The organism is Rhizobium sp. CECT 9324, assembly GCF_918741265.1.
Lineage (GTDB): Bacteria > Pseudomonadota > Alphaproteobacteria > Rhizobiales > Rhizobiaceae > Allorhizobium.
Map to the genome: position 1 here is coordinate 2,033,982 of NZ_CAKKMZ010000001.1, position 23,253 is coordinate 2,057,234.

Consider the following 23,253-nt stretch of genomic DNA (forward strand, 5'->3'; position numbering starts at 1 on the left):
AGTTTGGTCAATGTCAGCTCTTCTTCGTTTTGCTGGCCGCCTTGGCCTTCGGCTTGGCGGCAGATGTCTTCTTCGGCTTGGTCTCGGCGCCATCGGCAGCCTTCGCCTTGGTGGTTTTTGTCGTTTTTGCTGCGGTCTTGGTACCCGCTTTGGCCGGTGCCTTCTTTGCCTTGGCCTTGCCGCCACCATCCTTGGCGATGCGTTCGGCGATCAGAAGCAGCGCTTCTTCGACCGTGACCGCCTGCGGCTCCTTACCCTTCGGCAGCGTGGCGTTGACCTTGCCCCAGTTCACGTAAGGACCATAACGTCCCTCGCGAACCGTCATCGCGCCGCCATCGGGATGGTCGCCCAGTTCCTTCAGGGCGACGGCGGCGGCTCGTCCGCCCGGTCCCTTACTCTGCTTTTCAGCCAGAACTGTGACCGCACGATTGAGGCCGATGGTGAACACGTCCTCGATGCTCTCGACATTGGCATAGGTGCCTTCATGCAGGATGAACGGCCCGTAGCGGCCGAGGCCGGCCGAAATCAACTTGCCGCTTTCCGGATGCAGGCCCACCTCGCGCGGCAGGGCAAGCAGTGACTGCGCCTTGTCGAAATCGATGTCTGCCGGAGACCAGCCCTTGGGCAGCGAGGAGCGTTTGGCTTCCTTGCCGTCGCCGCGCTGGACATAGGGCCCAAACCGGCCGGACCGCAGCGAAATCTCTTCTTCGGTGACGGGATCCTTGCCGAGAGCCTTCGGCTCGTTGCTGCCGGCTTCCGCTTCCGCGCCGTTTTCGGAGGAAAGCTGGCGGGTGAAGTTGCATTCCGGATAGTTCGAGCAGCCGACAAAGGCGCCGTACTTGCCGAGCTTGAGCGAAAGGTTCCCTGTGCCGCAGACCTGGCAGATACGCGGATCCGAGCCGTCCTCGCGCTTCGGGAACACCAGAGGCGCCAGCGCTTCGTTCAGCGCATCCAGAACATTGGTGACACGCAGTTCCTTGGTGTCTTCGATCTGGCCGAAGAAATTCGTCCAGAAGTCGCGCAGAACGTCCTTCCAGTTGAGCTCGCCGGCTGAAATCTTGTCGAGCTTCTCTTCCAGATCCGCCGTGAAGTCGTATTCGACATAGCGCGTGAAGAAGCTTTCGAGGAAAGCCGTCACCAGCCGGCCCTTGGAATGCGGGATCAGCTTGCGCTTGTCGATGATGACATATTCGCGGTCGGAAAGTGTCTTCAGCGTCGCGGCATAGGTGGACGGACGGCCGATGCCGAGTTCTTCCATCTTCTTGATCAGCGAGGCTTCCGAATAACGCGGCGGCGGTTCGGTAAAGTGCTGGCTGGCATTGACCTTCTGCTTGGCCAAGGCCTCGCGCGCATTGATCTCCGGCAGGCGGCCATCCTCGTCGTCGCCATCCTCGACGGGTTCGCCCTCTTCTTTTTGGTCGGTATAGGCGGCGATGAAGCCATCGAAACGAATGACGGAACCGACGGCGCGCAGGCCGGCCTTTTCGCCATTGTTGTCGGCAAGGATCTCGACGGTGGTGCGCTCGATTTCAGCCGACGCCATCTGGCTGGCGATGCCGCGCTTCCAGATCAGGTCATAGAGCTTCAACTGGTCGGCATCGAGGAAACGACGGACCTTGTCCGGCGACCGGCTGAACTCGGTCGGACGGATGGCTTCGTGCGCTTCCTGGGCATTTTTTGCCTTGGTTGAATACAAACGCGGCTTTTCCGGCACGTAACGCGGGCCGAATTGGTCGGCAACGGCGGCGCGGGCGGCATCGATCGCCTCCGGCGCCATCTGCACGCCATCGGTACGCATATAGGTGATCAGACCGACGGTCTCGCCGCCGATGTCGATGCCCTCATAGAGCTTCTGCGCAATCTGCATCGTTCGCGAGGCCGAGTAGCCGAGCTTAGATGAGGCGGCCTGCTGCAGGGTCGAGGTCGTAAACGGAGCGCCCGGATTGCGCTTGACCGGTTTGGCTTCGACGCTGTCCACGGCGTAGCGCGCGCCCTCGAGCAGCGCCTTGATCGTCGCGGCCTGATCGCCATTGGTCACCGAATTGCGCTGGATGCGCTTGCCGAGATGAGAAACCAGCTTGGCCTCGAATTCATCGCCGCGCGGCGTCTTCAAGAGAGCAGATATGTTCCAGTATTCTTCGGCAACAAACCGTTCGATCTCGTTTTCACGATCGCAGACCAGGCGCAGCGCCACCGACTGCACGCGGCCGGCCGAACGGGCGCCTGGCAGCTTGCGCCAGAGAACCGGAGACAGATTGAAGCCGACGAGATAGTCGAGCGCGCGGCGGGCCAGATAGGCATCGACCAGCGGTGTATCGATATCGCGCGGATTGGCCATGGCATCGAGCACGGCCTTTTTCGTGATCGCGTTGAAAACGACGCGCTTGACCGGCTTGTCGCCGATCACCTTCTTCTTTTTCAGAAGGTCGAGCACATGCCAGGAAATCGCCTCACCTTCGCGATCCGGGTCGGTTGCGAGAAACAGTCCGTCGGCGGACTTGACCGCATCGGCGATGTCCTTCATCCGCTTGGCCGACGCCGTGTCGACCTCCCAAAGCATTTCGAAGTCGTTGTCGGGAAGTACCGATCCGTCCTTGGCCGGCAGATCGCGCACATGGCCGAACGAAGCGAGCACCTTATACCCCGGTCCGAGGTATTTGTTGATCGTCTTGGCTTTGGCCGGGGATTCTACAACTACGACGTTCATTGCTTCTTTGCGCCTTCATCAGTGCTCTCAATCGGCAGCACAGTGCCTCGGCTTTGGAATACCGATTTTCCGACATGGAGGTCGAAAGCGCTGCGGTCAAGGGGCAAAGTCGATTTTCCGCGTTTGCAACGTGATGCAACCAATGAGAGTTTTGCAGTAATTTGCAATTTTTAAGAATTGCGCTATCGTGCATCTATGGGAACGAAGACGGCCTGTCAGCGACAGCGTCTGCAACTGTGAGCAATGTAGGATGGCAAGAGAGCCGATCGGTATAAATGGTCGCGAACCCAGCACGATGGCGAACATTGCCTACATCCGGCAGATGCTGGGCGAGTTGCGCGGCGTCGCCGAAAGCGAAGGTGCCGAGATGCTGTGTTACCTGATCGAAATGGCTTACGTCGAAGCCGGTGACGTGCAATCGGGACGTCGTGCGTTGTCACTCGGCCATGGTCAGCGAAACAAATCCCCCGGCGTGCCGATCTAGCCGACCGGCGATGTCCAGTTCCAAGAGGACCAGATAGACGGACGATGCCGGCAGGCCCGTATGCCGGATGATGTCGTCAATCTCGACAGGTGTCGGCCCAAGTGCATCGACGATGATCGAGCGTTCATCGTCATTCGGCGGCGCCGCCATGGCCCGTTTGCTGCCATCTTCATCGCCAGGTTCATCCGCTTCCGGCTGCCGGAACAGATCGATCCGCGACAAAGGTGCCAGCGCCTGAAGTACATCCGAAGACCGTGTCGTCACGGTAGCGCCGTCCTTCAGCAGGCCGTTGGTGCCTTCGCAGCGAGGATCGAGGGGTGAGCCGGGAACGGCAAACACCAGTCGGCCGAATTCGCCAGCCAGTCGTGCGGTGATCAACGAGCCGGACCGGGCGGCCGCCTCGATGACGACCACGCCGAGAGCCGTGCCGGCAATCAGCCGGTTGCGCCGCGGGAAATCGCGGGCTCGTGGTTCCCAGCCAAATGGCATCTCCGAAATCGCCAGTCCGCGCCCGTCGCAGATGGCGCGCAGCAGATCGATGTTTTCCGGTGGATAGGGCTGGTCGAGACCGCCGGCCATGGCCGCGATTGTTCCGGTATCGAGGCTTGCCCGATGGGCGGAGGCATCGATCCCGCGTGCCAGGCCGGAGACGATCGCGTATCCGGCCTGGCCGATATCGCGCGCCATCATCGCGGCAAATTTCGCGCCGCTGATCGAGGCATTGCGAGAACCGACAATGCCGACCGCCGGAAGTTCTGCGGCGGCAAGGTCGCCCTTTGCCGCGATCAGGGGAGGGGCACCATCGATCTGGCGCAGAGCTTGGGGATAGTCCGGCTCGCCGATGCCGATGAAGCGGGCACCGAAACGATGCGCAATGTCCAGTTCGCGCTCCGCATCGGAGATGCTGGCGATCCGGATGGTTCTGGACGAACCGCCCCGCCGCGACAGTTCCGGCAGGGCTTCGAGGGCGGATTCGGCAGAGCCGAAATGGTTGATCAGATCGCGAAAGGTGGCGGGCCCGACATTGTCGCTGCGGATCAGTCTCAGCCAGGCGATCCTCTGCCGGTCCGTCAGCGCAATCCCTTTTCGTCTTGCGCTATCGTCCGGCATGGCTCTCCTAGCCCTTGTGTCCGATCTTGCTTTCGGTTCCGGCGATCAGCCGTTCGATATTCGGTCTGTGGCGCCAGAAGGTTATGGCGGTCATGGCCGCGGTCACAAGTGCAGCCTCTTCAACCCCAAGTATCCACAACACAACCGGAATGACAAGTGTGGCGATGAGAGCGGACAGCGATGAGTAGCGGCTGATGAAGGCAACCGCGAGCCAGACCGCCGCAAAGACCAGAACCATCATCGGCGCGACGCCGAGCAGCGTACCGATATAGGTTGCCACGCCCTTGCCGCCCTTGAAGCCGAGCCAGATCGGAAAGAGATGGCCGATGAAGGCGGCAAAGCCCGCCAGCAGCCCGGCATTCTGGCCGAACAGCATCTGCGCGATCACAGCCGCAGCTGTGGCTTTCAATGCATCGAGGAGCAGCGTGACGGCAGCAAGTTTCTTGTTGCCGGTGCGCAGCACATTGGTCGCGCCGATATTGCCGGAGCCGATCGAGCGCAGATCGCCAAGACCGGCCATTCGGGTCAGCAACAGGCCGAAGGGGATGGATCCGAGCAGGTATCCCAGTGAGAGCACGGCGATAAGCGCCGGCCAGCCGATGGCAAGATAATTGACGCTAGGCACCGTGTTTCCCCCTGACTGTCTTATCTTATGCGAGTGCGTGCACGCAGCGCCCGGCGACATAGGTCGCGACCGCACGGCCCGAGAAGCGCGCATCCTCAAACGGCGTATTCTTCGAACGCCCCACCAGTTGATCCTTCGACACAAGCCACGGCTCGTCGAGATCGATCAGGGCAATATCGGCGCTTGCGCCCGGCTTCAGCGTGCCGGCCGGAAGGTCGAAGATTTCGGCCGGCCTTGTCGACATGGCATCGATCAGCCGCATCAGCGGCACATGGCCAGCGTGATGAAGGCGCAATGCCGCCGACAGCATGGTCTCAAGTCCGCTCGCCCCGTCGGCAGCCTCGCCAAACGGCAGGCGCTTGGTATCCACATCCTGCGGATCGTGCGACGAGACGATGATGTCGATGCTGCCGTCGGCAATCGCCTGCACCATGCCCATGCGGTCGTCTTCCGAGCGCAGCGGCGGATAGAGCTTGAAGAAGCTGCGATATTCGCCGATGTCGTTTTCGTTCAGCGACAGATGATTGATCGAGATTGCGCAGGTGACCCTGGCGCCACGCTTGCGCGCGACCTGAATGGCTTCGACCGATTCCGGCACCGAAATCTGGGCAGCGTGATATTTCGCCCTGGTCAGGGCGGCGATGCGCAGATCGCGCTCCAGCGGAATGATTTCGGTTTCCTTCGGGATGCCGGACAGGCCGAGCCAGCTGGCAAACAGCCCTTCGTTCATCACGCCATTGGCTGCCAGATATTTCTCGCGCGTCTCGAGCGCGATCACGGCATCGAATTCGCGTGCATAGGTCATCGCCCGGCGCAGCACCTGGCTGTCGTTCAGGCCGTGGCGGCCATTGGTGAATGCGACGGCACCGGCCAGTTGCAGCAGGCCCATCTCGGTCATCTCGGCGCTGATCATGCCCTTGGTCAGGGCCGCTGCCGGATAGACATTGACGATCGCCGTATCCCGCGCCGTCTTCTTGACGAACTCGACCAGGGCGATGTCGTCGATAACGGGGTCGGTTTCCGGCATCATGATGAAGGACGTCACGCCGCCGGCCGCCGCGGCGCGGCTGGCAGACGCAATCGTCTCGCGATGTTCATGGCCGGGTTCGCCGACAAAGACCCGTGCATCGACAAGGCCCGGAATGGCGGTGAGGCCACTGCAGTCGCGGATCTCGGCGCCGCCAGGCGCGCCCTGGTTCAGCGCGTCAGCGCCGGCTGCCAGGATCTTGCCGTCGGCACCGACGACGATCGTGCCGGTCTCGTCAAGCTTGCGCGAAGGATCGAGAACCCGGACATTCTTCAAGACGAGCGGTTTCATCATGCGCCCATTCCCTCGCTGCGCGGACCGTGGTTTTGCGACAGCAGCAATGTCTCCATGACGGCCATACGCACGGCAACTCCCATTTCCACCTGCTGCTCGATGACGCTCTGCGGGCCGTCGGCCACTTCTGACGCGATTTCGACACCGCGGTTCATCGGGCCGGGATGCATGACCAGGGCGTCCTCCTTGGCATATTTCAGCTTTTCGGCGTCGAGGCCGTAGAAGTGGAAATATTCCCGCACCGACGGCACGAAGGCGCCGGCCATGCGCTCGCGCTGCAGGCGCAGCATCATCACGACGTCGGCGTCTTTCAGGCCTTCCTTCATGTCGTGGAACACTTCCACGCTCATGTCGGCAATGCCGGCCGGCAGCAATGTCGCCGGAGCCACGACCCGGACGCGGGCACCCATGGCGTTGAGAAGAAGAATGTTGGAGCGCGCCACGCGCGAATGCAGCACATCGCCGCAGATCGCAACGATGATACGCGAAAGCTTGCCCTTGGCACGGCGGATGGTCAGCGCGTCGAGCAGCGCCTGGGTCGGATGCTCATGCTGGCCGTCGCCGGCATTGACCACCGAGCAGGCGACCTTCTGGGCGAGCAGGGCAGCAGCCCCGGCCGACGAGTGGCGCACCACCAGCACGTCCGGCCGCATGGCGTTCAGCGTCATCGCCGTGTCGATCAGCGTCTCGCCCTTTTTCACCGACGAATTGCCGACCGACATGTTCATCACATCGGCGCCAAGCCGCTTTCCGGCGAGCTCGAATGAGGCTTGCGTCCGGGTAGAGGCTTCAAAAAACAGATTGATCTGGGTAAGACCGCGCAAGGTGGAGGTCTTCTTCTCCCGCTGGCGGCTGATTTTCACGGCTTCGTCCGCCTTGTCGAGCAGGAACGTGATGTCCTGTTCGGTAAGGCCTTTGATGCCGATGAGATGGCGGTGGGGAAAGAAGACCATGGACGCCCTCCGTAGATGTCACGCGGTCTATAATGACTGGCAGGCGGCCGGGCAAGCATATGCTATGTGGATTGCGGCGCGTTCCCCATGTTAAACGAAATTCTTTGCGCTAGTAGAACGGCATGACCATAATGAACCGGACTGAAGAAAAACTCGCCGCCCTGAACCAGCCCAAGCCCTGGTCCGGTGTCAATGCCTACCGATCCGATCCGCTTCTCGTCGATCTGACCTCAACGCTCGCCCGCTCGCTTCGGGACGAATATGATGTGGTCGGCAAATACGTCACCTCGCCCGAGGCGCAGGAACTGGCCCGCATGGCCAATGCCAGCCCACCGCAATTGCGCACCCATGGCGTGCGCGGCGAGCGGCTGGACGTCACCGAATATCATCCGGCCTATCACGCGTTGATGCGCCGCTCCATGTCGTCGGGCCTGCATTGCTCCGTCTGGGAGAACCAGACGGACGCCCGCGGCCACGAACATAAGGCACGCGCCGTCCGCTTCTTCCTCACCGCCCAGCTCGAAAGCGGCCATCTTTGCCCGCTGACCATGACCAGCGCCTCGGTGGCAGCGCTTGTCGCGTCGCCGGCTGTGCAGAAGGAATGGACGCCGAAGATCCTGTCGCGCAAATACGATTCGGCCAACAAGCCGCCGATGCAGAAAAGTGCCGTCACCATCGGCATGGGTATGACAGAAAAGCAGGGTGGCACCGATGTGCGTGCCAACACGACGAGCGGCGAACGGGTAGGCGAGGGCATCTACCGCCTCTCGGGCCACAAGTGGTTCATGTCAGCGCCGATGAGCGATGCCTTCGTCATGCTGGCCCAGACCAAGGATGGCATGGGCTGCTTCCTCGTGCCGCGCCTGCTGGAGGACGGTTCTGCCAATGGCCTGGAATTCCAGCGCCTGAAGGACAAGATCGGCAATCGCTCCAATGCGTCCTCCGAGGTCGAGTTCGACGAGGCCTTCGGCTTCCTTCTCGGCACGCCTGGCGATGGCGTACGCACCATTCTCGACATGGTGACGCTGACCCGTCTCGATTGCGCCTTGGCCTCTGCCGGCATGATGCGCGCCTCGATGGCCGAAGCGGTTCATCATGTGCGCGGTCGTACCGTTTTCGGCAAGAAGCTGATCGACCAGCCGCTGATGACACGGGTCTTGGCCGACATGGCTTTGGATGTGGCAGCAGCGACAGCGCTCGCCTTCCGCCTTGCCGACAGCTTCGACCGTGCTCGCGAAAATCCGGTGGATGCGGCCTATGCCCGTGTTATGACGCCTGTGGTCAAATACTGGATCTGCAAGATCGCCCCCGGCCTGATCTATGAAGCGATGGAATCGATCGGCGGCAGCGGTTATGTCGAAGAGCGTCCGATTGCCCGCCACTACCGCGAGGCGCCGGTCAACGCGATCTGGGAAGGCTCCGGCAATGTCATGGCGCTCGACGTGCTGCGTGTGCTCAACCGCGGCAAGGATCTCTTCGAGACTCTGTTTGCCGGGCTTGAGCGTGATCTCGGCGCATCCGGCAAGAAGACCGTCGAAGTCCTGCGTGCAGCGACGGCTCTGGCTGAACGCGACGAGGGCGCCGGTCGCCTTCTGATCGAGCAGCTGGCGCTTGCCGCCGGTGCCGCTGAACTTTACCGGCTCGGCGCCGGCAAGATCGCCGATGCCTTCCTGGAAACCCGCCTGGCGGGCGGGTGGCGCCATACCTATGGCGTTCTCGACGCCCGTTTCGACGCCCGCTACGTGCTGGACCTGCTTTATCCCGCCGCCACCTGAGCGGCGAGGTAAAGTACGGCTGGAATGGTGAAGAAGGCGGCGACCGTCTGTACGGTGGCCGCTGCCGCATAAAGCTCGGCATCGCCGCCCATCTGTTTGGCCAGCACATAGCCGTTCATCGCCGTCGGTACGGCGGCACCGAGAGCCATCATCACCACGGTTTCGCCGCTCAGACCAAAGGTGAGCGCCAGTCCGACGGAAACCACCGGAAACAGGATCAGCTTGAGGAAGACCGAAAGGATAATGGCCGGCTGCGGCTTCAGCGCATCCTGGATGCGCAGTCCCGCGCCGACATTGATCAGGCCCAGGCTGAGCGATGAGGCGGCGACAAGCTCGACCGTGGTCATCAACGGATCGTAGATCCCGATGCCAAGCACATTGACGACAACGCCGAGCGCCGAGCCGATGATGATCGGATTGGTGATGATTCGGAGGGCAAACGCCTTGAAGCTGCGACCCCGGCCGGAAAACCAAACCATGATGCCGACATTGATCAGATTGAGCGGAACGATGATTGCCGCCATGATCACGGCGATGACCGCAAGGCCTTCCGGGCCGGCGAGCTTTTCGCCAATCGCCAGTGCCATGAAGCCGTTCCAGCGCGTCGCCGTCTGGAAGATCGAGGTATAGGCAGGGGCGCCCATGCCTCTGTTGCGAAGAAGCGGCCAGAGTGCCAGACAAACGCCCGACATGATACCCACCGCGAGCAGCGAGACAAGGCTGACGCTGCCGCTGTTCATCGCGGAAAAATTGGTTGTCGCCAATGTCTCGAACAGAAGTGCTGGAAACAGCACATAATAGCCGAACTGCTCCAGCCCGCCCCAGAAGCTGTCGTTGATCAGCGGCGTCCGCTTGAGCACGACACCGATCAGGACCAGCAGGAAGATCGGCAGGATGCTTTCGAAGATGATCAGCATGAAAAATGTCCGGACGCGCGAATTGGCAGCGCAACCGTTAAAGGGCGGGCCGCAGGCTGGCAACTGCTGAAACAGGGGATGGGCGCTCGTGCGCCAACGCCTTGCTCTGACTTATCCCCAATCGCCGTTAACCTTAACAAAGGGTTTACGTTGCGTCGTAGGACCGAACGCTGCAACTTTGCCATGGGACAGACGTTAAAGGGCAGGGCAGTGACGGGTGACGCGTCGGTACGACTGATCTTGACCATCATGATGATGGTCTTCTTTGCGGGATTGGCGCTCGATATTGCCGTTCCTGCGGTCGCGCTGACGTTGATGGCGGCATTGAAATGGCTGGTGGAAAACTGGCCGGCGGCGAATGATTCGCCGTCTGTGCGAAAGGCAGAAACGGCATGAAGACTTTCCTGCTTTTATGGGCGACGCCCATTGTGCTTCTCGGCACCTGGTACAGTCTGTCCTATTACGACATGAGCTTCGGCATCTTCATGCTGACCCGCCAGGCCCATGAATTGGTCTTCCAGATCTATGGCAATGTTCTGGGCATTCCGCCGGAAACCATTCCGCCGCTGGTCATGCGCGCGATCGTGGTCGACAGCGCCGTCCTCTTTGCCATCATCGGCTTTCGCCGCCGCAAGAAGATCATCGCATGGTGGAAGGCGCGTCAGGAAAAGTCTGAGCCGGTCTCATCCGAGGCGCGTGCCAGCATGGACAGCCTGTCCAGTGCACCCTGAAGAATGAAGCTGGCCGCCGCCGAATCGATCCGCTCCTTGCGCTTGGCGCGTGACACATCCATTTCCAGAAGCGCCCGTTGGGCGGCAACGGTCGACAGCCGTTCATCCCAGTAGATGAAAGGTATGTCGGTCTTTTCCGACATCGTGCGGACAAAGGCGCGTGTTGCCTGGACGCGCGGCCCCGCCGATCCGTCCATGTTTGTCGGCAGGCCGATGACGAAGGCTGCAATCTTTTCTTTCTCGGCAAATGCCAGCAACACCACCGCATCCTGGGTGAATTTGGTCCGGTGAATGACAGGGCGGGGCGTGGCAAAGCGCCGGCCAAGGTCCGATGCAGAGAGCCCGATCGTCTTGGTGCCGAGATCGAGACCGGCAATCGCCTGGTTCGGCAGCAGTTGTTCGGCGAGTTCCTCGAGGGTCAGCGTCGTCATTTCTGTTTTCCGGTCTTTCTCGCTCGTGCCTACTATCCGTCACGCGCATATGCCATATCTGATGGCGAGGGAACCCGTTACCCTTTCGACGTTATTCTAGGAGTTATTCATGAAGATCACCTGGCTCGGCCATTCCGCCTTCCGGCTCGACACCTCCAAGGCGAGCATCTTGATCGATCCGTTTCTGACCGGCAATCCGGGCTTCGCCGGCCTTGATGCCAAGGACACGGCGTCCGGCATTACCCATATTCTCCTCACACACGGTCACGGCGACCATGTCGGCGATACGATCCGCCTGGCAAAGGACACCGGCGCGACTGTGCTCGCCAATGCCGATCTGGCCGCCTGGCTGGGCTCCAAGGGCGTCGAGAAGCTGGAGATGGGCAACACCGGCGGCACCGTGCATTTCGAGGGCTTTTCCGCTACCTTCACCAACGCCCTGCACTCGTCGGCACAACTGACCGAGGACGGCGTTTCACATTCGCTCGGCAGTGCCAATGGTCTGATGCTGCATTTCGACGGCGATGCCTCGCTGCTGCATATGGGCGACACCGACATTTTTTCCGACATGAAGCTGATCCACGAACTGCATCAGCCCGACATCGGTCTGGTTCCGATCGGCGATCGTTTCACCATGGGCGGCGCGGTTGCAGCGCTCGCCTGCCAGCGCTTCTTCGACTTCAAGACGGCCATTCCCTGTCACTATGGCAGCTTCCCGATTATCGACCAGACGCCGGAGAAATTCGTCGCGGGAATGGAGGGCACGCGCACCAAGGTTGTCACCCCTTCGGCCGGTCTTGCCCTGCAGCTCTGACAAATCCCCGTTGCACCCGCGCTTGACGGCCATTATAGCGAAGAAAACAGCTTATCTGGAGAATGCCGATGTCCGTTGATCTCGCAACCGTCAAGCGCGTCGCGCGCCTTGCCCGCATCGCTGTCAGCGAGGAGGAGGCAGAGCGCATGACCGGCGAACTGAACGGCATTCTCGGTTTCGTCGAGCAATTGTCCGAAGTCGATGTCACCGGTATCGAGCCGATGACATCGGTGACGCCGATGGCGATGAAAAAGCGTCATGACGTCGTCACCGACGGCAACAAGGCAGACGCCATCGTCGCCAATGCGCCACAGACCGACCGCAATTTCTTCATGGTGCCGAAGGTCGTCGAATAAGCGCGGGCCTCGCCTGCCGCTTGTCCGCTGCCGCATCCTCTCCCTATTGCGCCTGTCAAAGGCGCTGACAGTCTGAAGTGAACCGACCATGACCGAACTGACCAGCCTCACCATCGCCGAAGCCCGCGCCAAACTGGCCGCGAAGGAGATCAAGGCCGTCGAACTGACCCAGGCCTATATCCAGGCAATCGAGGCCGCCAACCCTGAAATCAACGCCTATGTCGCCGTGACGCCCGAGATCGCGCTCGACATGGCCAAGGCCTCGGATGCCCGCATCGCCGACGGCAAGGCCGGCGTGCTGGAAGGCATCCCGCTCGGCGTCAAGGATTTGTTCGCCACCAAGGGTGTGCACACCCAGGCCTGCAGCCACATCCTCGACGGATTCAAGCCGGAATACGAATCGACCGTCACCCAGAACCTCTGGGACGCTGGCGCTGTGATGCTCGGCAAGCTCAACATGGACGAATTCGCCATGGGTTCGTCGAACGAGAGCTCCTATTACGGCCCGGTGGTCAATCCATGGAAGGCCAAGGGCTCGGATGAAAAGCTGGTGCCCGGCGGCTCGTCCGGTGGCTCGGCCGCAGCCGTTGCCGCCCATCTGTGTGCCGGGGCCACCGCGACCGATACCGGCGGTTCGATCCGCCAGCCTGCCGCCTTCACCGGCACCGTCGGCATCAAACCGACCTATGGCCGCGTGTCGCGCTGGGGCGTCGTCGCCTATGCGTCGTCGCTGGATCAGGCCGGCCCGATCGCCCGCGACGTGCGTGATGCCGCAATCCTGCTGAAGTCGATGGCCAACGTCGATGCCAAGGATACGACCTCGGTCGATCTGCCGGTGCCGGACTACGAAGCAGCCCTCGGCCAATCCCTGAAGGGCATGAAGATCGGCATTCCGAAGGAATACCGCGTCGACGGCATGTCGGACGAGATCGAAAAGCTCTGGGCCCAGGGCATCGCCTGGCTGAAGGATGCCGGCGCCGAGATCGTCGATATCTCGCTGCCGCACACCAAATACGCCCTGCCGGCTTACTACATCGTCGCGCCTGCCGAAGCCTCGTCCAACCTCGCCCGTTACGATGGCGTGCGTTACGGCCTGCGCGTCGACGGCAAGGACATTGCCGACATGTACGAGAAGACCCGCGCCGAAGGCTTCGGCAAGGAAGTCAAGCGCCGCATCATGGTCGGCACCTATGTCCTGTCGGCCGGTTATTATGACGCCTATTACCTCAAGGCCCAGAAGGTCCGCACGCTGATCAAGCGCGACTTCGAAACTGTCTTCAATGCCGGCGTCGATGCCATTCTCGCCCCGATCACCCCGTCGTCGGCCTTCGCTATCGGCGACAAGGAACTGGCAGCCGATCCGGTCAAGATGTATTTGCAGGACGTTTTCACCATCACCTTGAACATGGCCGGCCTGCCGGGCATCTCCGTTCCCGCCGGTCTCGACTCCAAGGGCCTGCCGCTCGGCCTCCAGGTCATCGGCAAGCCGTTCGACGAAGAAACCCTGTTCAGGACCGCCCATGTCATCGAGCAGGCCGCCGGCACGTTCACACCGGCGAAGTGGTGGTAATCCAGTTTCACATTCGACCAATGACCGTCGCCGACGCCCAAAGCGTCGGCGAAACCGGATTTGCCGCCTGGTCCGCCAATCCGGTTCTGAACAGCTTCGGCGTCGCGATCTCGGAACAGGTTCGCCAAGCCTTCCATGACTTCCCGGCAGACAATGTCGCGGCAATAGTTGTCGCTGAAACAGGCGGCAAAATCGTCGGCTGGACGGCTCGCGACGGCGATCCCGATTACATTTCCGATTTGTGGGTTGCGCCTGACCGTCAAGGGCAGGGCGTTGGACAGGCCCTGCTCGAACACGCCTTCGCTCTGATGAAGCGTGAGGGCATCGAGATGGCGCGCATCGCCACCCATGCTGGCAACAGCGGCGCCATCCGCCTGTATGAACGCTGCGGCTTCCGTCTTGTCTGGCGCGGCATGGAGCGATCGCAGGCGATGCAGATGGATGTCGAGAAGGTTCGGCTGGAGCGACCGCTTTAGGTGCATTCTCCCGACAGCGCAGGCGAATCAGCGTTCATCCAGATGTGTGCGGTCCGGTGCCAAAAGTGTGAATCAAGCTCTGAGCGGAATTCTCTATGTGGTTGAACTATCTGAGATTTATCCGGAGTTAAATTTGTGCCGCGGCGCACCACTGGAAAAACCTCACACGGGATGGTCTACTGTCGTCAACAAGTGGAGCGTCGATGATCACCATCCGGAGCGGAAGGCTCGAAGAAGCGGATTTGCTGGCCGAGATCGGTGTCCGCGCCTGGGAAAAGGCGATGATCCCGGTAGGCGACACACGGTCGATGGTGGACAATGCTCGTGCCTCCTTCCGTCATTTTACCCATCAGGGATGGGTGACGATCATGGTGGCCGACCGGGGCGGCTTTGCTGCCGGATGGGCTGCCCGCGAGGATCTCGACGAGAACATCACAGACTTCTGGATCGATCCGGACCAGCAGCGCCTGGGGCTGGGATCCGCGCTGCTGGAGGCGATAGAGGCCGAGATCGTGCGGCAGGGCTTCGACAAGGCCAGCCTGCAGACCCATGCCATGAACAGCGAAGCGATCGGCTTCTTCGAGAAACACGGCTATGCCGTAAACTGGCTGACCATTGCTTACAACCCGAAGCTCGATCGCGACGTCCAGTCCGTCGGTCTGTCGAAGCAGTTGGTGGCGGTTGAGCCACTGGGGTATGGGCAGGAGTTCTAGTGCAGCGGCGTGAGAGCACCCAGGTATCCTGCTGCCGCAAACACCTGGTCCGGCACCAGCAGCAGGATCAGCCCGGTTGTGGACTGCAGGACGAACAGGATCGGCAACAACAGGCGAAATGGTGGTTTGCGCGTCTTGTGTCGCAACAGGCGCTGACAGAAAAAGGCCCCGGTCCCGCCGCCGAGCACGGCGAGGAAGATCAGCGTGCTTTCCCTGACCCGCCAACTGCCCTTGCGTGCGGCAAGCTTGTCGAAGGCGTAGATGCCAAACACGAAGACATTGTAGAGCGCCGCAAGCGCGGCCACGGTGAGGATTGTTTCGCTTGCCATGGCCGGCAGCTTATTCCATCCCGGTTAAGCGATTTCCTCCGTAGGCCTTGCCACGACCCTGAGACAGGCCGGACGTCACAAGCCTTGCACCGCCGGCCCATTTGTTCTACCTCACGAGCCTATAAACCCACGCATGACACGAGCATCCGATGACCCTGGTAGACACGCGCACACCCGATCCCAAACGCTTCATCCCCGGCGCCACAGGCGACTGGGAAATCGTCATCGGCATGGAAGTCCATGCCCAGGTGACGAGCAATTCCAAGCTGTTTTCGGGTGCGTCGACGGTGTTCGGCAATGCGCCGAACTCCAACGTCTCGCTGGTCGATGCCGCCATGCCCGGCATGCTGCCCGTCATCAACGAGGAATGCGTGGCCCAGGCCGTGCGCACGGGTCTCGGCCTGAAGGCCCAGATCAACAAGCGCTCGATCTTCGACCGCAAGAACTATTTCTATCCCGACCTGCCGCAGGGCTACCAGATCTCGCAGTTCAAGGACCCGATCGTCGGCGAGGGCAAGATCGTGATCTCGCTCGGTCCCGATCGCCAGGGCCAGTTCGAGGATATCGAGATCGGCATCGAGCGCCTGCATCTCGAACAGGATGCCGGAAAGTCGATGCATGACCAGCATCCGACCATGTCTTATGTCGACCTGAACCGTTCCGGCGTCGCCCTGATGGAAATCGTCTCCAAGCCCGACATGCGCTCCTCGGACGAAGCCAAGGCCTATATGACCAAGCTGCGCTCGATCGTGCGCTATCTCGGCACCTGCGACGGCAACATGGATGAGGGCTCGATGCGCGCCGACGTCAACGTCTCCGTGCGCAAGCCCGGCGGCGAATTCGGCACGCGCTGCGAGATCAAGAACGTCAACTCGATCCGTTTCATCGGCCAGGCGATCGAATACGAAGCCCGTCGCCAGATCGCCATCATCGAGGATGGCGGCACGATCGACCAGGAAACCCGCCTCTTCGATCCGGGCAAGGGCGAGACGCGCTCGATGCGCTCGAAGGAAGACGCGCATGACTATCGCTACTTCCCCGATCCGGACCTCTTGCCGCTCGAATTCGACGATGCCTTCATCGAGAACCTGAAGAAGGATCTGCCGGAACTGCCGGACGACAAGAAGGCCCGCTTCGTCGCCGAGCTTGGCCTGTCGATCTATGATGCCTCGGTTCTGGTGTCTGAGAAGGCAATCGCCGACTATTTCGAAGCCGTGGCCGAAGGCCGCGATGGCAAGATCGCCGCCAATTGGGTCATCAACGACCTGCTGGGCGCCTTGAACAAAGCCGGCAAAGGCATTGAAGAGACTCCAGTTTCCCCCGCCCAGCTCGGTGGCATCATTGACCTGATCAAGGCCGAGACCATTTCCGGCAAGATCGCCAAGGACCTGTTCGAGATCATCTTCAACGAAGGCGGCGATCCGGCCGAAATCGTCGAGACCCGCGGCATGAAGCAGGTCACCGACACCGGCGCCATCGAGCGTGCCGTCGACGAGATCATCGCCGCCAACCCGGATCAGGTCGCCAAGGTGTTGGCCAAGCCGACACTCGCCGGCTGGTTTGTCGGCCAGGTGATGAAGTCCACCGGTGGCAAGGCCAACCCGCAGGCCGTCCAGGCGCTGGTCAAGGCCAAGCTCGGCATCGTCGAGGAGTAGGCTCTTGTATTTCGTCCGCACCGCAGGTGAAGGCGATATCCAGCAGCTTCGGTCGCTGCTCGCAACGACGTTCCACGCGACCTATGACGCGCTCTACGGGCCGGCAAAGGTCAAGGAACTGATCGACAGCTGGCATTCGCCGGTGGCGCTCAAGGCGCGGGTGCACCAGAAGGGCGGCGAGTTTCTCGTCGCCGACAATGGCAAGCGCATCGGCGGCATGGCCTTTGCCGCCATGTCGGACAAGCTCGCCAAGACGGCGATGCTCTACCAGCTCTACGTGCATCCCGATTGCCAGCGCCAGGGCATCGGCCGCGATCTGTTCGCCGAGATCGAGAGCTGCTTTCCCGATGCCGAGATCATGCGGCTCGAAGTCGAGCCGAAGAACGCAGGCGCCGTCGCCTTCTACGAGGCGCATGGCTTCGTTGAAGTTGACAGGACGAAGAACTGCGGCGGCCCCAACAGTGGCATCGAAGCGCTCATCATGGAAAAGCCGCTTCTCTAATGGGCTTTCGGCTCTTGGCCGTCATCAAACTGTCGCGAACCGCACTGTAGCTCTGCGCGTCTTGAAGAGATCGGGAGAGGCTTTGCATGCAGGATACAGATGTGCGGATACGCGTCGCGCGGCCGGAAGACGTCGCACAGATCGCCGCGCTGTTTGCCGATGACGCGCTGGGCGGTCATGGCGACACCACCGACCCGAAGGCGCTGCCGGACTATCTGTCTGCCTTTGCCCGCATCGCGGCCTCGCCGAATGAAACTCTCTATGTGGCCGAGAAACACGGCGAAATCGTCGGCACGTTCCAGACGATGATCACCACCACGATGACCGCGCGCGGATCATCCTCGATGATCATCGAGGCGGTCCAGACACGGGCCGACTGCCGCGGGCAGGGGATCGGCGCCCTCATGATCGGTTTTGCCGTCGAGCGCGCCCGTGCCGAGGGGGCAAGGCTTGTCCAGCTCACCTCCAATGCCGCGCGCACCGATGCGCATCGCTTCTACCAGCGGCTCGGTTTTGCGCCCAGTCATCTGGGCTTCAAGTTGAAGCTGAAATGACGGGGGTGCGACCGCGAATCACTGGACAAGCAGAAGGCAAGGCGGCATAAGCAAGAAGATATTATACGGTGCCGACTATCGTCCGTGCATCCGTATGAAGGGCTTCGGCTTGAATCCAAGGACACGACATGAAGCAGTTTCTGTTGCAAATTTTCACCTGGTGGAATGGTCAGACCATGGGTACCCGCTTCTTCACCTGGCGCAACGGCAAGCGCGTCGGCGAAGACGAAGCAGGCAATGTCTACTATGAGGGCGGCACGACATCGTTCGGCCTCCCGCGCCGTTGGGTGATCTACAAGGGTTATGCCGACGCGTCGAAGATCCCGCCCGGCTGGCACGGTTGGATGCATTATCGCACCGACGTCGCCCCGCCGAAGGACAGTTACAAGGCCGCCGAATGGCAGCTCCCGCATCGCGAAAACCTGACCGGCACCTCTGCCGCTTACCGTCCGCCGGGTTCGATCGCCGTTGCCGGCGAGCGTCCGCGCGTCACCGGCGACTACGACGCCTGGACGCCCGGCAACTGATCAGCCGGCGACGATTACCCGATTTGGCCATAATTCGCCGTTAGGGCCTCTTTCGTGAGGCCCTTGTCGTATCTGGGCCTGAGATGAATTGACTGTGAAAGAGCGGCAGATGAAGCGTCCGGAACGAAACAGCGGTTTGCCTGCTATGGCGCTTTCGGCCCTGGGCGCTGCACTCCTGACCGCCGTCTGCGTCTCGACACCCGCCCATGCCGCGCGCCTCGAAAATCCCGTTGCCGAATTCGCCGGCATCGACAAGATCACCGGCCGCATCACCAGCTTCGACGTCTATGTCAACGAGACGGTGCAGTTCGGCGCCCTTCAGGTCACGCCGAAGGTCTGCTATTCGCGCGACGAGACCGAAGCCCAGAAGATCGACGCCTTCATCGAGGTCGACGAAATCACCCTCGACCGCAAGATCCGCCGCATCTTTTCCGGCTGGATGTTTGCCGACAGCCCGGCGCTGAACGCCGTCGAGCACGCGATCTATGACGTCTGGCTGACCGGCTGCAAGGCGAGTTCGGAGGTTCCTGCTCCCCTCGGCGTGAAGGCCGTTCAGGCGGCGCCCGAACCGGTCAAGGCTGCCGAAACGCCGGCGACAGTTCCAGCCGCCACGCAGCCCGCCGGCGATCCGAGCGTAGCAGCACCGGTCGCACCAGCAGAGCCCGCACCCACCGCTGTCCCGCCGCTCGAAGCGCCGCAGGAGATCCCCGAGGAGACCTTCGGCGAAACCCTGCCACCAGCCGATGTCCCGCAGGACAGCGATCCCGGGTTGTACGATCCCGGGTCGCAGGGGCAGGCGCCGCAGCCTCCTGTCCTGACACCGCCCGCAGGTGCCGGGCTCTACTAGGCCGCAGCACTCTCCGCCCGCACATCGTGTCGGGGAGGAATGACCGGCAGGCTAGAAGGCCGATGGCGCAGTTTCATCCGCTGCCGCTCCGCTCTCGGGCAGATGCCCGCCGATCGGCAAGCGCGGGTGCGGGGCAGTGCCTGCTCCGACGCTTAACGATTGACATAACCGGCAATAGAGAACAGGAAGAGAACGAACAGGAGTTCTCCCACCATGTCCCTCTCCGAAAAATTCATCGTCCTTCCCTTCAAGAAGAACCGCGGCAATGTCGTGCCCGGCGAGATGCGCCAGGCCTCGAGCGCCGCCTCGGCCGAAAAGATCGCCACCGCCATGTCCGCCCGCCACCTCGGCGTCGCCGCCTATTCGATCCAGGTCGACGAGGAAAGCGGCGACATGACCAGCCCCAAGCTGATCATCGCCTTCGGCGAGACGGCGGATTTGACGACCAACTGAGGCGTTCCGCAGTCCGATCTCCCTCCTTGTGGGGGAGATGCCCGGCAGGGCAGAGGGGGGTACCCCCAACACGACGCCCATTCCCCTGCCATTTCCCCCTTGACGCATCCGCCCGACCGGCATGCAATGCAGGCATGTCTGTATCCCGGGAGGAAACACCATGAAAATCCCCAAGAACACCATCTGCATCTGGTACGACAAGGACGCCGAAGCCGCCGCCCGCTTCTATGCCGAGGTCTTCCCCGACTCGGAAGTATTGGCCGTCCACCGCGCACCAAGCGACTATCCCTCCGGCAAGGCAGGCGACGTGCTGACCGTCGACTTCACTGTCGCCGGCATCCCCTGCATGGGCCTGAACGGCGGCCCCGCCTTCCAGCACTCGGAAGCCTTTTCCTTCCAGATCGCGACCGACGACCAGGAAGAGACCGACCGCTACTGGAACGCCATCGTCGGCAATGGCGGACGGACAAGCGCCTGTGGCTGGTGCAAGGACAAATGGGGCATCAACTGGCAGATCACGCCCCGCACCCTGACCGAAGCCATGGCGGCGGGTGGAGACGAGGCCAAGCGGGCGTTCGAGGCGATGATGGAGATGGGCAAGATTGACGTGGCGAAGATTGATGCGGCGCGGCGGGGGTGAGGGAGAAGGATGGCTAATTTATAAAACGCTGAGGTGAAAGATGGAATTTGGGGCTTTGATCGGCCCGGCGGTAGTTGCCGCTGGTGTTTCCGGGGTAATCACGGTCATTGGTATGCTCGTAGCGCGATCGACCACAATTGGCCTTCACCGTGAAAAAATAGAGTCAGACCAAGTGCTGGCACGCCAAAAATTCGAGTACGATAAACAGCAGGCGGTTTTCAAACGTCGGTTCGATATCGCGGAACAATTTCTAGCCGATGCTTACCGGTTTAGGTCGCTCCTGAAGTATGTCCGGAATGGTGCGGCCTTCGGAGACGAGGGGAGTACTCGCGTTCAACAAGGAGGTGAAGAAGAGCAGATAAAGCGACTTCGTGATACCTACTATGTTCCGACAGAGCGATTGAATACCGAGAACGAGTTTATAAGCGCATTCTTTGCGAGACGAACTACATGTCACGCTCATTTTGGGCCGAAAGCTGAAGAAGCTTTTTTACTTTTGCAAGAAGCCCTTCACAGGGTGAGGGTATCGTCCTCACTCTTGGTAAAATGGGCTACTGATCATGACCAAATTGATAGAGCGCTGACTGAGGAACTGATAGCGGATATCTGGGAAGGAGTTGGTGAGCTTGAAAAGAAAAATAGAATCGGAACTGACGTGGATAGAGCCGTAGCGCTGATTGAAGAAATCTGTAGGCCGGTATTGAACTGGGTAGGTTGATAGTGTCGTCGGGTACGAGTTTTCCGACACCCTCTGCAGCCTTTATTCGTGAAGTCTTGTCTTGATCTGACCCCTCAAAACCCAACCGTCCCACCCTCCATCGCCTTCTCCAGCAACAGCCCATACGCGGCCTTCGAAATATCCACCGCCCCAAACGTCTTCAAATGCTCCGTGGTGAACTGCGTATCGAGCAGCGTGAACCCGCGTTCCTTCAGCCGCTCCACCAGCGCCACGAGGCAGATCTTCGATGCATTGGTGCGCCTGGAAAACATGCTCTCGCCGAAAAAGGCCGAGCCCAGCGAGACGCCGTAAAGCCCGCCGACCAGGTCGTCGCCCTCCCACGCTTCGACGCTGTGGGCATGGCCGAGCCGGTGCAGGGCGCCGTAGAGCTCGCGAATTTGCTGGTTGATCCAGGTGCTCGGGCGGTCGTCCGCCTCTTCGGCACATTTTTCCACCACCGTGTCGAACACCGTGTCGAAGCGGATGTCGAACGGCTTTCGGCGGATCGCCTTGGCGAGGCTTTTGGAAACGTGGAAATCATCGAGGGGAATGATCCCCCGGATCTCGGGCTCGACCCAGAACAATTCGGGATCGTCGGCCGAATCCGACATCGGGAAGAGCCCGATGGAGTAGGCGCGCAGCAGGAGCTCCGGTGTGATCCCTTGGTCCCTGCTGCGCCGCCCAGCCATAGTCGATCAGGCCGATGTTTCGGCCAGATAGTTTTCCAGCCAGTGGATGTCGTAGTCGCCATTGGCGATGTCCTGGTTGGACACGAGGTCCTGGAACAGCGGCAATGTCGTCTTGATGCCGTCGACGACAAATTCGTCGAGCACGCGGCGCAGGCGCATCATGCATTCGACGCGCGTGCGTCCATGCACGATCAGCTTGCCGATCAGGCTGTCATAGTAGGGCGGGATCTTGTAGCCGGCATAGACGCCACTGTCGACGCGAACGCCCAGACCACCCGGTGCATGGAAATGCGTGATCGTGCCGGGCGACGGCACGAAGGTACGCGGGTCCTCGGCATTGATGCGGCATTCGATGGCATGGCCTGAGAAGACCACCTGGTCTTGCGTGACCGAGAGGCCGGCGCCGGATGCAACGCGGATCTGTTCGTGCACGAGGTCGATGCCGGTGATCGCTTCGGTGATCGGATGCTCGACCTGCAGGCGGGTGTTCATCTCGATGAAGAAGAACTCGCCGTTTTCGTAGAGGAATTCGATCGTGCCGGCGCCCCGGTACTTCATCTTCTTCATCGCATCGGCGCAGATCTGGCCGATATTCATCCGCTGCTCGACATTGAGGGCAGGGGAATTGGCTTCTTCCCAGACCTTCTGGTGGCGGCGCTGCAGCGAGCAATCGCGTTCGCCGAGATGGATCGCGTTGCCGGCGCCGTCACCGACCACCTGCACTTCGATATGGCGCGGCTTGCCGAGATATTTTTCCATGTAGACGGCATCGTTGCCGAAGGCGGCGAGCGCCTCGGAGCGGGCGGTCGAAACGGCCTCTTCCAGCTCGTCTTCGGTCTTTGCCACCTTCATGCCGCGGCCACCGCCACCGGCGGTCGCCTTGATCAGAACCGGGAAGCCGATCTGGCGGGCGATTTCCAGGGCGTTCTCCGGCAGGACTTCGCCGTCAGAGCCCGGAACCACGGGAATGCCAAGCTCGACCGCGGTCTTCTTCGCCGTGATCTTGTCGCCCATCAGGCGGATATGTTCGGCGGTCGGTCCGATGAAGGTGATGCCATGCGCGTCGAGGATATCGGCGAACTTGGCATTTTCCGACAGGAAGCCGTAGCCCGGGTGGACTGCGTCGGCGCCGGTGATCTCGCAGGCAGCAACGATCTGGTGAATGTTGAGATAGCTGTCGCGCGACGGCGGCGGGCCGATGCACACGCTTTCGTCGGCCAGGCGCACATGCATGGCATTGGCGTCAGCGGTGGAATGCACGGCAACGGTTGCGATGCCGAGTTCCTTGCAGGCGCGCAGCACGCGCAGGGCGATTTCGCCGCGATTGGCGATGAGGATCTTTGAAATAGCGGTCAT

The 23,253-nt window shown here is 61.2% G+C and carries 26 protein-coding genes and 1 pseudogene; 17 read left to right on the forward strand and 10 right to left on the reverse strand.

Annotated features, from left to right (window positions below):
* Positions 1–13 precede the first annotated feature (13 nt).
* Positions 14–2,707, reverse strand: a complete 2,694-nt coding sequence (gene topA, locus LQ231_RS10050) for a type I DNA topoisomerase (RefSeq protein WP_113141016.1) — start codon at positions 2,705–2,707, stop codon at positions 14–16.
* A 250-nt stretch (positions 2,708–2,957) separates the two neighbouring features.
* On the opposite strand from topA, the gene LQ231_RS10055 reads away from it, so the two are divergent.
* Positions 2,958–3,191 (forward strand): hypothetical protein, encoded by a 234-nt coding sequence (locus LQ231_RS10055; RefSeq protein WP_230171239.1) that lies wholly within the window; start codon positions 2,958–2,960, stop codon positions 3,189–3,191.
* On the opposite strand, the gene dprA is transcribed toward LQ231_RS10055, so the two are convergent.
* Genes dprA through LQ231_RS10075 form a run of 4 tightly spaced genes read right to left on the reverse strand, consistent with a single transcriptional unit; the run spans position 3,144 to position 7,200 of the window.
* Positions 3,144–4,301: a DNA-processing protein DprA gene (dprA, locus tag LQ231_RS10060; protein WP_230171240.1), complete on the reverse strand. Its 1,158-nt coding sequence runs from the start codon at positions 4,299–4,301 to the stop codon at positions 3,144–3,146. The genes LQ231_RS10055 and dprA overlap by 48 nt on opposite strands.
* 7 nt (positions 4,302–4,308) lie before the next feature.
* Positions 4,309–4,926 (reverse strand): glycerol-3-phosphate 1-O-acyltransferase PlsY, encoded by a 618-nt coding sequence (gene plsY / locus LQ231_RS10065; RefSeq protein WP_113141018.1) that lies wholly within the window; start codon positions 4,924–4,926, stop codon positions 4,309–4,311.
* A gap of 25 nt (positions 4,927–4,951) precedes the next feature.
* Positions 4,952–6,247 (reverse strand): dihydroorotase, encoded by a 1,296-nt coding sequence (locus LQ231_RS10070; protein WP_230171241.1) that lies wholly within the window; start codon positions 6,245–6,247, stop codon positions 4,952–4,954.
* Entirely contained in the window at positions 6,244–7,200 is a 957-nt protein-coding gene (locus tag LQ231_RS10075) for an aspartate carbamoyltransferase catalytic subunit (RefSeq protein WP_230171242.1), read from the reverse strand. Before LQ231_RS10075 ends, LQ231_RS10070 begins: the two co-directional genes overlap by 4 nt.
* A gap of 122 nt (positions 7,201–7,322) precedes the next feature.
* Between LQ231_RS10075 and LQ231_RS10080 the strand changes: the two genes are divergently transcribed.
* Complete coding sequence (locus LQ231_RS10080; RefSeq protein WP_113141021.1) at positions 7,323–8,975, forward strand: acyl-CoA dehydrogenase family protein; 1,653 nt, start codon at positions 7,323–7,325, stop codon at positions 8,973–8,975.
* Here the strand turns inward: LQ231_RS10080 and LQ231_RS10085 are convergent.
* Positions 8,957–9,892, reverse strand: coding sequence for an AEC family transporter (locus LQ231_RS10085; protein ID WP_230171243.1), 936 nt, complete (start codon positions 9,890–9,892; stop codon positions 8,957–8,959). The genes LQ231_RS10080 and LQ231_RS10085 overlap by 19 nt on opposite strands.
* A 183-nt stretch (positions 9,893–10,075) precedes the next feature.
* Here LQ231_RS10085 and LQ231_RS10090 point away from each other — a divergent pair, with 183 nt between their 5' ends.
* Both LQ231_RS10090 and LQ231_RS10095 read left to right on the forward strand, forming a co-directional pair.
* On the forward strand, positions 10,076–10,288 hold the full coding sequence (locus tag LQ231_RS10090; RefSeq protein ID WP_192814352.1) for a hypothetical protein: 213 nt from the start codon (positions 10,076–10,078) through the stop codon (positions 10,286–10,288).
* Entirely contained in the window at positions 10,285–10,623 is a 339-nt protein-coding gene (locus LQ231_RS10095) for a DUF6105 family protein (RefSeq protein ID WP_113141023.1), read from the forward strand. The genes LQ231_RS10090 and LQ231_RS10095 overlap by 4 nt, the downstream gene beginning before the upstream one ends.
* On the opposite strand, the gene ruvX is transcribed toward LQ231_RS10095, so the two are convergent.
* Positions 10,554–11,054 carry a Holliday junction resolvase RuvX gene (gene ruvX / locus LQ231_RS10100; RefSeq protein WP_230171244.1) on the reverse strand — a complete coding sequence of 167 codons (501 nt, stop codon included), beginning with the start codon at positions 11,052–11,054 and terminating at the stop codon, positions 10,554–10,556. The two genes, LQ231_RS10095 and ruvX, sit on opposite strands and share 70 nt — an antisense overlap.
* A gap of 109 nt (positions 11,055–11,163) precedes the next feature.
* Here ruvX and LQ231_RS10105 point away from each other — a divergent pair, with 109 nt between their 5' ends.
* The 5 genes from LQ231_RS10105 to LQ231_RS10125 all read left to right on the forward strand — a co-directional run bounded on the left by LQ231_RS10105 (position 11,164) and on the right by LQ231_RS10125 (position 14,983).
* On the forward strand, positions 11,164–11,868 hold the full coding sequence (locus tag LQ231_RS10105) for a metal-dependent hydrolase (protein ID WP_230171245.1): 705 nt from the start codon (positions 11,164–11,166) through the stop codon (positions 11,866–11,868).
* A gap of 68 nt (positions 11,869–11,936) precedes the next feature.
* Positions 11,937–12,224, forward strand: coding sequence for an Asp-tRNA(Asn)/Glu-tRNA(Gln) amidotransferase subunit GatC (gene gatC, locus LQ231_RS10110; RefSeq protein ID WP_113141025.1), 288 nt, complete (start codon positions 11,937–11,939; stop codon positions 12,222–12,224).
* 88 nt (positions 12,225–12,312) lie between these two features.
* Positions 12,313–13,794, forward strand: a complete 1,482-nt coding sequence (gene gatA, locus LQ231_RS10115) for an Asp-tRNA(Asn)/Glu-tRNA(Gln) amidotransferase subunit GatA (protein WP_230171246.1) — start codon at positions 12,313–12,315, stop codon at positions 13,792–13,794.
* 20 nt (positions 13,795–13,814) lie between these two features.
* A complete protein-coding gene (locus LQ231_RS10120) occupies positions 13,815–14,270 on the forward strand; it encodes a GNAT family N-acetyltransferase (RefSeq protein ID WP_230171247.1) in 456 nt (151 codons plus the stop codon).
* Between the two features lie 203 nt (positions 14,271–14,473).
* A complete protein-coding gene (locus LQ231_RS10125; protein WP_230171248.1) occupies positions 14,474–14,983 on the forward strand; it encodes a GNAT family N-acetyltransferase in 510 nt (169 codons plus the stop codon).
* Here LQ231_RS10125 and LQ231_RS10130 read toward each other — a convergent pair.
* A complete protein-coding gene (locus LQ231_RS10130; RefSeq protein WP_230171249.1) occupies positions 14,980–15,312 on the reverse strand; it encodes a DUF1294 domain-containing protein in 333 nt (110 codons plus the stop codon). The two genes, LQ231_RS10125 and LQ231_RS10130, sit on opposite strands and share 4 nt — an antisense overlap.
* Before the next feature lie 149 nt (positions 15,313–15,461).
* On the opposite strand from LQ231_RS10130, the gene gatB reads away from it, so the two are divergent.
* From gatB to LQ231_RS10170, 8 genes and pseudogenes are all read left to right on the forward strand, one after another.
* A complete protein-coding gene (gene gatB, locus LQ231_RS10135; RefSeq protein WP_230171250.1) occupies positions 15,462–16,967 on the forward strand; it encodes an Asp-tRNA(Asn)/Glu-tRNA(Gln) amidotransferase subunit GatB in 1,506 nt (501 codons plus the stop codon).
* A 4-nt stretch (positions 16,968–16,971) separates the two neighbouring features.
* Positions 16,972–17,469, forward strand: coding sequence for a GNAT family N-acetyltransferase (locus LQ231_RS10140; protein WP_230171251.1), 498 nt, complete (start codon positions 16,972–16,974; stop codon positions 17,467–17,469).
* Between the two features lie 86 nt (positions 17,470–17,555).
* Positions 17,556–18,023: a GNAT family N-acetyltransferase gene (locus LQ231_RS10145; protein WP_230171252.1), complete on the forward strand. Its 468-nt coding sequence runs from the start codon at positions 17,556–17,558 to the stop codon at positions 18,021–18,023.
* Positions 18,024–18,151: 128 nt separating this feature from the next.
* A complete protein-coding gene (locus LQ231_RS10150) occupies positions 18,152–18,550 on the forward strand; it encodes an NADH:ubiquinone oxidoreductase subunit NDUFA12 (RefSeq protein WP_230171253.1) in 399 nt (132 codons plus the stop codon).
* Positions 18,551–18,659: 109 nt separating this feature from the next.
* Positions 18,660–19,100: pseudogene (locus tag LQ231_RS10155) on the forward strand (DUF2155 domain-containing protein); the annotation flags it as partial.
* A gap of 510 nt (positions 19,101–19,610) precedes the next feature.
* On the forward strand, positions 19,611–19,850 hold the full coding sequence (locus LQ231_RS10160) for a hypothetical protein (RefSeq protein ID WP_007599287.1): 240 nt from the start codon (positions 19,611–19,613) through the stop codon (positions 19,848–19,850).
* Positions 19,851–20,016: 166 nt separating this feature from the next.
* Positions 20,017–20,490: a VOC family protein gene (locus LQ231_RS10165; RefSeq protein ID WP_230173306.1), complete on the forward strand. Its 474-nt coding sequence runs from the start codon at positions 20,017–20,019 to the stop codon at positions 20,488–20,490.
* Positions 20,491–20,530: 40 nt separating this feature from the next.
* Entirely contained in the window at positions 20,531–21,208 is a 678-nt protein-coding gene (locus tag LQ231_RS10170) for a hypothetical protein (protein ID WP_230171254.1), read from the forward strand.
* A gap of 74 nt (positions 21,209–21,282) precedes the next feature.
* Here the strand turns inward: LQ231_RS10170 and aat are convergent, their stop codons facing one another.
* The gene (gene aat / locus LQ231_RS10175) at positions 21,283–21,897 is read right to left on the reverse strand and encodes a leucyl/phenylalanyl-tRNA--protein transferase (RefSeq protein ID WP_230171255.1); all 615 of its coding nucleotides are present in this window, start codon (positions 21,895–21,897) and stop codon (positions 21,283–21,285) included.
* Between the two features lie 6 nt (positions 21,898–21,903).
* Positions 21,904–23,253, reverse strand: a complete 1,350-nt coding sequence (accC, locus tag LQ231_RS10180) for an acetyl-CoA carboxylase biotin carboxylase subunit (protein WP_113141038.1) — start codon at positions 23,251–23,253, stop codon at positions 21,904–21,906.

Bases quoted from the DNA above. Each gene is read 5' to 3' on its own strand.
- LQ231_RS10095 (WP_113141023.1), top strand. From the start codon at position 10,285: ATGAAGACTTTCCTGCTTTTATGGGCGACGCCCATTGTGCTTCTCGGC.
- LQ231_RS10145 (WP_230171252.1), top strand. From the start codon at position 17,556: ATGCAGGATACAGATGTGCGGATACGCGTCGCGCGGCCGGAAGACGTC.
- LQ231_RS10085 (WP_230171243.1), bottom strand. From the start codon at position 9,892: ATGCTGATCATCTTCGAAAGCATCCTGCCGATCTTCCTGCTGGTCCTG.
- gatB (WP_230171250.1), top strand. From the start codon at position 15,462: ATGACCCTGGTAGACACGCGCACACCCGATCCCAAACGCTTCATCCCC.
- topA (WP_113141016.1), bottom strand. From the start codon at position 2,707: ATGAACGTCGTAGTTGTAGAATCCCCGGCCAAAGCCAAGACGATCAAC.
- aat (WP_230171255.1), bottom strand. From the start codon at position 21,897: ATGGCTGGGCGGCGCAGCAGGGACCAAGGGATCACACCGGAGCTCCTG.
- gatC (WP_113141025.1), top strand. From the start codon at position 11,937: ATGTCCGTTGATCTCGCAACCGTCAAGCGCGTCGCGCGCCTTGCCCGC.
- LQ231_RS10055 (WP_230171239.1), top strand. From the start codon at position 2,958: ATGGCAAGAGAGCCGATCGGTATAAATGGTCGCGAACCCAGCACGATG.
- gatA (WP_230171246.1), top strand. From the start codon at position 12,313: ATGACCGAACTGACCAGCCTCACCATCGCCGAAGCCCGCGCCAAACTG.
- LQ231_RS10105 (WP_230171245.1), top strand. From the start codon at position 11,164: ATGAAGATCACCTGGCTCGGCCATTCCGCCTTCCGGCTCGACACCTCC.
- LQ231_RS10170 (WP_230171254.1), top strand. From the start codon at position 20,531: ATGGAATTTGGGGCTTTGATCGGCCCGGCGGTAGTTGCCGCTGGTGTT.
- LQ231_RS10070 (WP_230171241.1), bottom strand. From the start codon at position 6,247: ATGATGAAACCGCTCGTCTTGAAGAATGTCCGGGTTCTCGATCCTTCG.
- ruvX (WP_230171244.1), bottom strand. From the start codon at position 11,054: ATGACGACGCTGACCCTCGAGGAACTCGCCGAACAACTGCTGCCGAAC.
- accC (WP_113141038.1), bottom strand. From the start codon at position 23,253: ATGACCGCTATTTCAAAGATCCTCATCGCCAATCGCGGCGAAATCGCC.
- LQ231_RS10080 (WP_113141021.1), top strand. From the start codon at position 7,323: ATGACCATAATGAACCGGACTGAAGAAAAACTCGCCGCCCTGAACCAG.
- LQ231_RS10075 (WP_230171242.1), bottom strand. From the start codon at position 7,200: ATGGTCTTCTTTCCCCACCGCCATCTCATCGGCATCAAAGGCCTTACC.
- LQ231_RS10120 (WP_230171247.1), top strand. From the start codon at position 13,815: ATGACCGTCGCCGACGCCCAAAGCGTCGGCGAAACCGGATTTGCCGCC.
- LQ231_RS10090 (WP_192814352.1), top strand. From the start codon at position 10,076: ATGGGACAGACGTTAAAGGGCAGGGCAGTGACGGGTGACGCGTCGGTA.
- LQ231_RS10130 (WP_230171249.1), bottom strand. From the start codon at position 15,312: ATGGCAAGCGAAACAATCCTCACCGTGGCCGCGCTTGCGGCGCTCTAC.
- LQ231_RS10125 (WP_230171248.1), top strand. From the start codon at position 14,474: ATGATCACCATCCGGAGCGGAAGGCTCGAAGAAGCGGATTTGCTGGCC.
- LQ231_RS10150 (WP_230171253.1), top strand. From the start codon at position 18,152: ATGAAGCAGTTTCTGTTGCAAATTTTCACCTGGTGGAATGGTCAGACC.
- dprA (WP_230171240.1), bottom strand. From the start codon at position 4,301: ATGCCGGACGATAGCGCAAGACGAAAAGGGATTGCGCTGACGGACCGG.
- LQ231_RS10160 (WP_007599287.1), top strand. From the start codon at position 19,611: ATGTCCCTCTCCGAAAAATTCATCGTCCTTCCCTTCAAGAAGAACCGC.